The 404-nt window shown below is 60.6% G+C and carries 1 protein-coding gene; it reads right to left on the reverse strand.

Annotated features, from left to right (window positions below):
* On the reverse strand, positions 1-404 hold a 404-nt coding region (locus tag SCA31_RS22560; protein WP_410699287.1), incomplete at both ends, for a hypothetical protein.

The following is a 404-nucleotide window of genomic DNA, read 5'->3' on the forward strand; positions in this document are numbered from 1 at the left end:
CTGGATCCTGGATCAGCGGCGAGAGCGCATCGACGACGTCGAGCTGTTTCATCGCCGCCTGCCAATAGACATAGACGGGATCGCTCCCGGCATAGAGCCCGCGATCGACCGCCGCGCGGATAGAGACGATGCGGCTATAAGCCAGCGCGAGATTGGAAAGCTCGCCACCCAGGTTTCCGTCAAGCTGGTCGACCGGCGGCAGGCTACCTTTGAACTTCTGACGTTCGCTGTCGAGCTGCTGGCGACTCTGCTGCATCGCTGCAGCGGTTTCGCTGCCTGGATGAGCGAGATACTGTCGCGTCGCGACGATCTCACCCAAAATTTCTGTCGCCGCAATCGTGCCGCCGCGCGCCAGCACGTCGGCGAAGCGGTAGTCCTTCTCAAGCGACAGATATTGATGAAAT

The organism is Chryseobacterium sp. SIMBA_028, assembly GCF_046535285.1.
GTDB lineage: Bacteria > Bacteroidota > Bacteroidia > Flavobacteriales > Weeksellaceae > Chryseobacterium.